We start from the raw sequence: 7,823 nt of genomic DNA on the forward strand, positions 1-7,823 counted from the left end.
TCTACTTTTTACCGGTCTTTATCGTTGCTTTATTAACAGGCGCGTTTTGGGAATCCCTGTTTGCGCAACAACGTCGACGACCTGTTGATGAAGGCCTGTTATCGATTGCCTGGCTATTTGCGTTGGTGATGCCGGCTACCGTTCCCCTGTATCAGGTCGCCCTTGGCATGACCTTTGGCATTGTGGTTGGTAAAGGTATATTTGGCGGCATGGGACGTTATCTGGTTAACCCGGTCGTGCTTGGATTTGCCTTTCTTATGTTTTCCTTTTCTGACCTGGTATTTGGCGAGGGCGCCTGGATTCCGGTACCAGGCTACGATGAACCTACCACCATTGAACTGGCCATCGAGGAGGGCGGCATTGCCGCACTTCAGGCAGTGGATTACCACTGGTGGTTATTGTTTATTGGTAATCAACCGGGTCCTATGGGCATAACATCGATACTAGGCTGCCTGTTAGGCGCGGTATTCTTAATCGTTACCGGCACGGCGTCATGGCGCATCATGCTGGGGTCTCTTATCGGTATGATCGCCAGCGTGATGTTGCTTAACACCTTAGGGCCTGCCGATAACCCGATGTTTCATGTGCCATGGTTCTGGCATTTTGTCATTGGCGGCTGGGCCTTTGGTACCGTGTTTCTGGCAACGGACCCGGTGGCCGCGGCAACCACAAATCCTGGCCGTTGGGGTTTTGGAATCCTGGTGGGTGCGCTCACTATTATCGTTCGCGTGACTAATCCTTCTTACTACGAGGGTGTAGTGTTCGCGATTTTACTGGCGTGCATTTTTTCCCCCTTGTTTGATTATTTTGTGGTTGAACGCAATATCAAACGGCGCAAACAGAGAGTGGAGGTGGCTTCTTGAAAAAGCACAGTCCACTCAAAGCCCTTATCGTTGTGTTGGCCGTTTCGCTGGCCTGTTCCATATTGGTTAGCACGGCGTCTATTACATTAAAACCCATTCAATTACTCAATCAGAAGGTAGAGCGCAGCCGCAACATTGTGGCGCTAACGGGCCTGGTACCCGCTGATAAAGAGCTATCGAGCGATGAAATATTGCAAACTGTGGAACAACTGGATATCAGGGTAGTAAACATTGATACCGGCGAGTTTGATGAGAATATCGATCCCGAAAGTTTTGATGCACGTGCAGCAGTGAATGATCCGGAACTTGGTAAAGCGATACCGTCTGCCGATGATTTGGCTCGACTTGGGCGTCGATCACGTTTTGCCATTGTGTACCTGGTCTGGAAAGACAAAGAATTGCAAAGAATCATATTACCAATCCATGGCCAGGGCATGTGGTCGACGCTGCATGGATTCCTGGCGCTTGAAACAGACCTGAATACCATCGCCGCGGTGACTTTTTATGAGCAGGGGGAAACCGCAGGACTGGGGGATCAAATCACACGACCCGATTGGCAAGCCCAATGGCAGGGACGGCAACTTTTTAATAATCAGGGAGAGTTTCGTTTTCGTGTGGCGTCCGGTTCTGTAGCAGAAGGTTCTGCTGCCGCGCGCCATCAGGTCGATGCCATGAGTGGCGCGACAGTGACCGGTGATGCAGTAACACGCCTAGTGAAATTCTGGTTTGGTCCCAATGGTTATCAGACATTTCTAAACAAATTAGTGAAGCAGCCACCCGTACGAACAGTTAACAAAGAGAGTGCCCAGACATGAGGATATTCCCATGAGCACACGTGAAACTTTGCTTGACCCGTTAATCAATAAAAATCCGGTTACGCTGCAAGTGCTTGGCATTTGTTCCGCGCTGGCAATTACGAATTCATTAATGACGGCATTAATCATGAGTCTGGCACTCACATCCGTGCTGGCTTTTTCCAATGTCAGTATCAGTTTAATCAGACATCATATTCCCAACAGTGTACGCATTATTGTGCAAATGACCATTATTGCCACGGGAGTTATCGTGGTTGATGAATTTCTCCAGGCTTATGCGCCGGATACTTCAAGAGTGTTATCGGTCTTCGTGGGATTGATTGTGACCAATTGTATTGTGCTGGGTCGCGCCGAAGCATTCGCTACAAAAAATGGCGTGTTTAATAGTTTTCTCGATGCGATTGGCAACGGCCTCGGCTACAGCCTTGTGCTCGTCGTGGTGGGTACCATACGCGAGTTATTCGGTTCCGGCACATTGCTGGGAGTGGAGATCTTCAAGCTGGTGCAAAACGACGGGTGGTTTGTACCAGTGCAAATTATGCTATTACCACCGAGCGCGTTTTTTATTATCGGCTTTTTAATCTGGTTGATTCGCAGCTGGAAGACAGAACAGGTGGAGCAACCTGATTTTGAAAAAGTGGAACTTGACGCCGCGGAGGAAAACGCATGAGCAACCTCTTTGATATTTTTCTCCGTGCGGTGCTAATTGAGAATCTTGCGCTCGCATTCTTTCTGGGTATGTGTACCTTCCTGGCGGTTTCCAAGCAAGTCAAAACTACTCTTGGCTTGGGCGCCGCGGTGATTATTGTGGAGGGCATCAGTGTTCCTTTAAACAACCTGATTTATAACTTTCTATTACGCGATGGCGCGTTAGCCTGGGCAGGCCTGGGTCATCTCGACTTCAGTTTCCTTGGCCTGATCAGTTACATCGGCGTTATTGCCGCCATGGTGCAGATTCTGGAAATGACCTTGAATCGTTTTTCACCAGCCCTTTATAACGCGCTAGGTATTTATTTACCCCTGTTAACAGTGAACTGCGCCATATTGGGTGCCTCACTATTCATGGTTCAGCGTGACTATACCTTTGTTGAAAGTGCAGCTTATGGCATAGGCGTTGGTATAGGATGGGCCGTTGCTATCGTTGCCCTGGCCGGATTGCGAGAAAAAATGCGTTACAGTGATGTGCCCGATGGACTGGAAGGACTGGGGATAACTTTTATTACGGCGGGAATCATGTCGCTGGCTTTTTTGGGAATATCCGGCATCGAACTTTAGCCGGGAGTATATAACAACGATGCAAGAAATCATCATAAGTGTTGTTCTCTTTACCAGTATTGTCATGGCTTTGGCGGTGCTGATATTACTGGCGCGCGCCCGGCTGGTTCCCAGTGGTGACATACATATTAATGTCAATGGAGAACGCGATTTAACAGTTCCCGCCGGAAGCAAACTACTCAATACACTTGGTGCCAATGAATTATTTTTACCATCTGCCTGTGGTGGTGGAGGTACCTGCGGGCAATGCAAAGTAAAAGTGTTAGAGGGTGGTGGTGCCTTATTGCCAACCGAAGCGACGCATATCAGTAAACGCAAAGCAGCAGAGGGTATGCGCCTCGCCTGCCAGGTGAACGTGGACCAGGATCTGCGTATCGAAGTACCAGAAGATGTATTTGGCGTGAACAAATGGGAATGTACCGTTCGTTCTAATAACAACGTTGCCACTTTTATAAAAGAACTGGTCCTTGAATTGCCGAAAGGGGAAACCATGGACTTTCGTGCAGGTGGCTATATACAGATCGAGTGTCCTGCGTATCGTTTATCATTTCGTGACATTGATGTACCGGAACAGTATCGGGGTGACTGGGAACGTTACAAGTTATTCGATCTGGAATCTGTCGTGAACAAACCGGACATGCGCGCCTATTCCATGGCAAATTTTCCGGATGAAAACAATATCATCATGCTTAACGTACGTATTGCGACTCCGCCGCCTAATGCGCCAGAGGGTACACCACCGGGTGTTATGTCTTCGTATATTTTCGGCAGGAAACCGGGTGACAAAGTAATCGTATCCGGACCTTATGGTGAGTTCTTTGCCAGGGAAACGGACGCTGAGATGGTATTTATCGGCGCGGGTGCGGGCATGGCGCCCATGCGATCTCACATATTTGACCAACTAAAGCGTTTGAAGAGCCAACGTAAAATCAGTTTCTGGTACGGCGCGCGCAGTTTACGGGAAGCATTCTATATAGAAGCGTACGATCAATTGGCGAAAGACCACGACAATTTTCAGTGGCATATGGCGCTTTCGCGTGCGGAACCTGAAGATAAATGGACAGGACCTACAGGATATATACACGATGTACTTTATGAACAATACTTGAAAGATCATCCCGCTCCTGAAGATTGTGAATATTATTTATGTGGCCCGCCCATGATGACCACATCGGTAATCCAGATGCTGGAAAGCCTGGGCGTGGAAAGGGAAAACATTCTGCTGGATGACTTTGGTGGTTAACGGAAAATAACTTATGGAAATATTTGTCATCAGTTTTCTAGTGTTCATTATAGTGAGTGCTGCATTAGCAATTGGTTTAATGTCTGGACGTGGCCCTGTTCATGGTGGTTGTCGTCCGGACAGTTCAAAAGGTAGCTGTGCGGAAAAGGGTAGCTGTACGTTACGATGTGCGAAACGACGCAAGCAATCAACGATCCAGGAGATATAGCTATGTTAGATAAAGTTCTTGTGAAGGATTACATGGCCAGGCATCTCATAACATTGCTTCCAGACAGTGAAGTATTACGAGCGGTTCATAAGATGATTGAATATGACATTTCAGGTGCACCGGTTGTGGACAAAGACGGGAAGCTGGCTGGCATACTCACTGAGAAAGACTGCATGCAGGTGGTATTGAATGCCACCTATCATTCTGAATATGGCGGACTGGTTTCGGAATACATGACCACCGATGTGGAGGTCATGAATGCGGAAGACAGCATCGTCGAAGCAGCGGAGCGGTTTTTAAAACAACGCTACCACCGCTACCCGGTAATGGATAACAACAGGCTTGTGGGCCAGATAAGCCGCGGTGATGTCATCAGAGCTTTAGGGGATGCATGGCAGTAAGACGGGCTATTTAAAATTATGGAGTCAAAAGTGTATCCAGATAATCGCAAGGCCGGAAACAGAGCTGGAATTAGCAGTGGTATACCAGGCTATGTAACTGCTTTGCTATTATTTTTGCTAGTAGTATTGATGCTCGCCTGGCTGTTGCCCACAACACTTGCTGCTGAGAAGGCAAATAATACCCGGCGCAATCCACCCGAAGCGAAATATACTACCGAAGGCGTGGAGCGTTGCATCACTTGCCATGCAGGCGAGAAAATGATGGAGATGGCAAAAACCGTTCACGGTAACAAGAAAAATCCACAAACTCCGTATGCTACACACGGCTGCGAATCCTGTCATGGTCCCGGTAGCATCCATGTATCACGAGCCCGGGGTGGAAGAGGGTTTCCTTTACTCATCGCCTTTCGACAGGGCGAACCACGCGAACGGCACATCGAGGCTTGTATTGGCTGTCATGGTAAAGGCGTAGGAAAACGAGAAGGTATGAACTGGGCTGGCAATATCCATGATGGTATCGGCTTGACCTGTGTCAGTTGTCATCAGCTTCATGTGGTCAATGACCCAATGAAAGATCAAAAACGACAACGTGAAAAATGTGCTCAATGCCATAGTAAGCAAATCACTAACCATAAACGTTTCGATAACGTTGGAATTACCTTCGATAAGATGAGCTGTTTTGGCTGTCATGACGTTCATAAGTTGACACGCAACCCTTAAGCACCATTAAAAATGATAGTGTTAATTTGTATATTGTTGGTTTGATCTATAGGAACAACAAACATACTGGCCCATAAGATAATATTTCTAATTTCAACTACAAAAACAGAAGGAAAAATATTGTGGACAAACTACGCGGAATAGGGGCTTTTCTTTTTGTTTGTCTATTTCTTAACCCGCCTGTGTTTGCAGCCACCGTGGCTACTATCGAAATTAGTTTAACTGCAGACGGTAAATCACAGAAAAAGCGCGAGATTGTGACCATAGATGGCGACAAGGCGAGACTCGACTTTTTAGGTGAATCCAGCAAAAGGACTGAGCAAACACCTTATTTACTGACAGTGGATGCGGGTAAGAGCTGGGTATTAGGCAATACCCTAAAAGGGAAATTTTATTGTGCCAATGTGGATCCTGTTACGTTTTTCAAAAATATAGGAGAAATTGTTACCGAAGTTATGGCGCTGGTAAATCCCAGGGTTTTTGAAGTAAAACTGGATAAAATTAAGGAAGAACCAGGACCAAAAATACTGGACTTGGCGACTACTCATGTTCGATTAGTAACAACGGCAAACGCTGAAGCAACATTTATGTTTAAGAAATATGAATATAAGTTAACGATTACCGATGACGTCTGGTATACCACAAAACTTGAAATTCAACCTTTTCGCAAACGCTGGATGGAAGCGCTTACACAGTCCGGTTACGAAAAGCTGGATAAGTTGTTTGCTGATTGGGCGAAGAAAGTGCCGGGGCCAATTCTTAAACTGGAATCTGTAGTGAAGCTCACAAACGTTAGAAAAAACGAAACTGACACCCAGAAAGAAAAAGCGGAGATCACTTCAATTAAAGCCGTAAAAGCGGAAGATCTACCTAAAGGAACATTTAGCGTTCCGAAATGTGAAAACATCAACCAGAAACAGCTGGAATCAACCGCTAAAGATATGGCGAAAGAAGGGAAGTTAGGATTATAAGCCGGTAACCCTGTTCAACAGCCGATGACGCCATAATACAATCAATTGCTCAAAAACATTAGTTTTAGAATGGTATGACTGTTCGATGCAAATATTATCTTTCTCTTACACTTTTCAGGATTACGCTGTCCTTTGGTTTATTGATCTTCCCGGTTGCGGCTTTTTCTCAAGTATCGACAGCAAGTGCTGGCAGTTCCGTTGATTTTCGTAACTTTAGCCAGCAGCTGAAAAAAGGGGCAATCGGCGTTGGCATGGCCGCGGTGCGATTTGATACAAAAATACGGTTTACTAACAAACAGACTGGTAATTCAGTTTTTATTGATCCCGAAGGGCATTTGGACTTGCCCGAAATTGCCCGGGTCAATACTGTTTATGCCGCCTACCGCTTTGGTGAAAAACATACCATCGGCGCTGCCTATTTCGCCGTGAAACGTGAAAATACATTTTTTAGTGAATCAATCAACCTGGAAGATATGGTTGTCCTCAATGGTCAGGCGACATTGAGCGACGATACTAAATTTTACTTTATTGATTATAGATATACCCTGTTTCAGGACTATCGAAGCAACGTAGCAGGTGTTTTAGGTATTGCTGGCGTTGATCTAAAATATACCCTTACGGCGTCTGGAGAAATTGTGATTGATGGCACATCTGATACGGGTACTTATAGCGAAGAAGCCTCTGTTACTGCACCCCTGCCGATGCTTGGTCTGGATTTTTTATTTGCGTTTACACCCAAATGGAGTATGAGTACTAAAGTGGCACTGGTTGCTGGGAGCTACGACAATACGTCAGCGTTTGTTTTTCAAACCAGGCTGGATGCCCGCTACAGGTTTACGAAGCATGTGGGCGGTGTGATCGGATTGTCATTTTTTAATGCAGACGTGGAGATTGATAAAGATTCCGAACAACAGGAAATAGGCTATAGTTTTGGGGGTGCGTTTTTTGGACTGCATTTTGCGTTTTAGGGTTCTCGGTCAAGGAGCTGAAGCAACGTTGCGAAGTAGCCTGACGGCCCGAAAAATGATTCGTCGGAATACGTGAAATTCTACGAAGCAGAGAAAAAAGCAAATTGGGAAAATAACTAATATGACAACTGTGCTGGCATTCGATGTGTATGGAACGCTGATAGATACTCATGGTGTCATTGTCGAGCTGGAAAAGCATCTTGGAGAACGTGCTGCTGCATTCTCGCAAACCTGGCGCGATAAACAGCTTGAGTATTCATTTCGGCGCGGCTTGATGCAACAATATAAAGATTTCTCTGTTTGCACTGGTGATGCGTTTGAATTTACCTGTTCTTATTACAAGCTAGCGTTGGATGAGA

Annotated in this window: 11 protein-coding genes; all 11 read left to right on the forward strand. The window is 46.2% G+C overall.

Annotation, left to right across the window (positions count from 1 at the left end; translation table 11 throughout):
* A partial coding sequence (locus ACWVCM_RS11905) for an RnfABCDGE type electron transport complex subunit D (RefSeq protein ID WP_455201973.1) occupies positions 1-863 on the forward strand: 863 nt, incomplete at its 5' end.
* On the forward strand, positions 860-1,678 hold the full coding sequence (locus tag ACWVCM_RS11910) for a Na(+)-translocating NADH-quinone reductase subunit C (RefSeq protein ID WP_455201974.1): 819 nt from the start codon (positions 860-862) through the stop codon (positions 1,676-1,678). The genes ACWVCM_RS11905 and ACWVCM_RS11910, both read left to right, overlap by 4 nt.
* Before the next feature lie 10 nt (positions 1,679-1,688).
* A complete protein-coding gene (locus ACWVCM_RS11915) occupies positions 1,689-2,348 on the forward strand; it encodes an NADH:ubiquinone reductase (Na(+)-transporting) subunit D (protein ID WP_455201975.1) in 660 nt (219 codons plus the stop codon).
* On the forward strand, positions 2,345-2,953 hold the full coding sequence (nqrE, locus tag ACWVCM_RS11920; RefSeq protein ID WP_455201976.1) for an NADH:ubiquinone reductase (Na(+)-transporting) subunit E: 609 nt from the start codon (positions 2,345-2,347) through the stop codon (positions 2,951-2,953). The genes ACWVCM_RS11915 and nqrE overlap by 4 nt, the downstream gene beginning before the upstream one ends.
* 19 nt (positions 2,954-2,972) lie before the next feature.
* The gene (nqrF, locus tag ACWVCM_RS11925) at positions 2,973-4,196 is read left to right on the forward strand and encodes an NADH:ubiquinone reductase (Na(+)-transporting) subunit F (protein ID WP_455201977.1); all 1,224 of its coding nucleotides are present in this window, start codon (positions 2,973-2,975) and stop codon (positions 4,194-4,196) included.
* A gap of 13 nt (positions 4,197-4,209) precedes the next feature.
* Positions 4,210-4,404 carry a hypothetical protein gene (locus ACWVCM_RS11930; protein WP_455201978.1) on the forward strand — a complete coding sequence of 65 codons (195 nt, stop codon included), beginning with the start codon at positions 4,210-4,212 and terminating at the stop codon, positions 4,402-4,404.
* Between the two features lie 2 nt (positions 4,405-4,406).
* Positions 4,407-4,805, forward strand: coding sequence for a CBS domain-containing protein (locus ACWVCM_RS11935; RefSeq protein ID WP_455201979.1), 399 nt, complete (start codon positions 4,407-4,409; stop codon positions 4,803-4,805).
* 30 nt (positions 4,806-4,835) lie between these two features.
* Positions 4,836-5,525: a cytochrome c3 family protein gene (locus ACWVCM_RS11940; RefSeq protein WP_455201980.1), complete on the forward strand. Its 690-nt coding sequence runs from the start codon at positions 4,836-4,838 to the stop codon at positions 5,523-5,525.
* 122 nt (positions 5,526-5,647) lie between these two features.
* On the forward strand, positions 5,648-6,496 hold the full coding sequence (locus tag ACWVCM_RS11945) for a hypothetical protein (RefSeq protein WP_455201981.1): 849 nt from the start codon (positions 5,648-5,650) through the stop codon (positions 6,494-6,496).
* Between the two features lie 74 nt (positions 6,497-6,570).
* Positions 6,571-7,464 (forward strand): hypothetical protein, encoded by an 894-nt coding sequence (locus ACWVCM_RS11950; RefSeq protein WP_455201982.1) that lies wholly within the window; start codon positions 6,571-6,573, stop codon positions 7,462-7,464.
* A gap of 121 nt (positions 7,465-7,585) precedes the next feature.
* The coding region (locus ACWVCM_RS11955) for an HAD-IA family hydrolase (RefSeq protein ID WP_455201983.1) at positions 7,586-7,823 on the forward strand (238 nt) is incomplete at its 3' end.

Source organism: Kaarinaea lacus (assembly GCF_975902315.1).

Coding starts and splice junctions, on each gene's coding strand:
- ACWVCM_RS11915 (WP_455201975.1), top strand. CDS start 1,689: ATGAGCACACGTGAAACTTTGCTTGACCCGTTAATCAATAAAAATCCG.
- nqrE (WP_455201976.1), top strand. CDS start 2,345: ATGAGCAACCTCTTTGATATTTTTCTCCGTGCGGTGCTAATTGAGAAT.
- nqrF (WP_455201977.1), top strand. CDS start 2,973: ATGCAAGAAATCATCATAAGTGTTGTTCTCTTTACCAGTATTGTCATG.
- ACWVCM_RS11930 (WP_455201978.1), top strand. CDS start 4,210: ATGGAAATATTTGTCATCAGTTTTCTAGTGTTCATTATAGTGAGTGCT.
- ACWVCM_RS11935 (WP_455201979.1), top strand. CDS start 4,407: ATGTTAGATAAAGTTCTTGTGAAGGATTACATGGCCAGGCATCTCATA.
- ACWVCM_RS11950 (WP_455201982.1), top strand. CDS start 6,571: ATGACTGTTCGATGCAAATATTATCTTTCTCTTACACTTTTCAGGATT.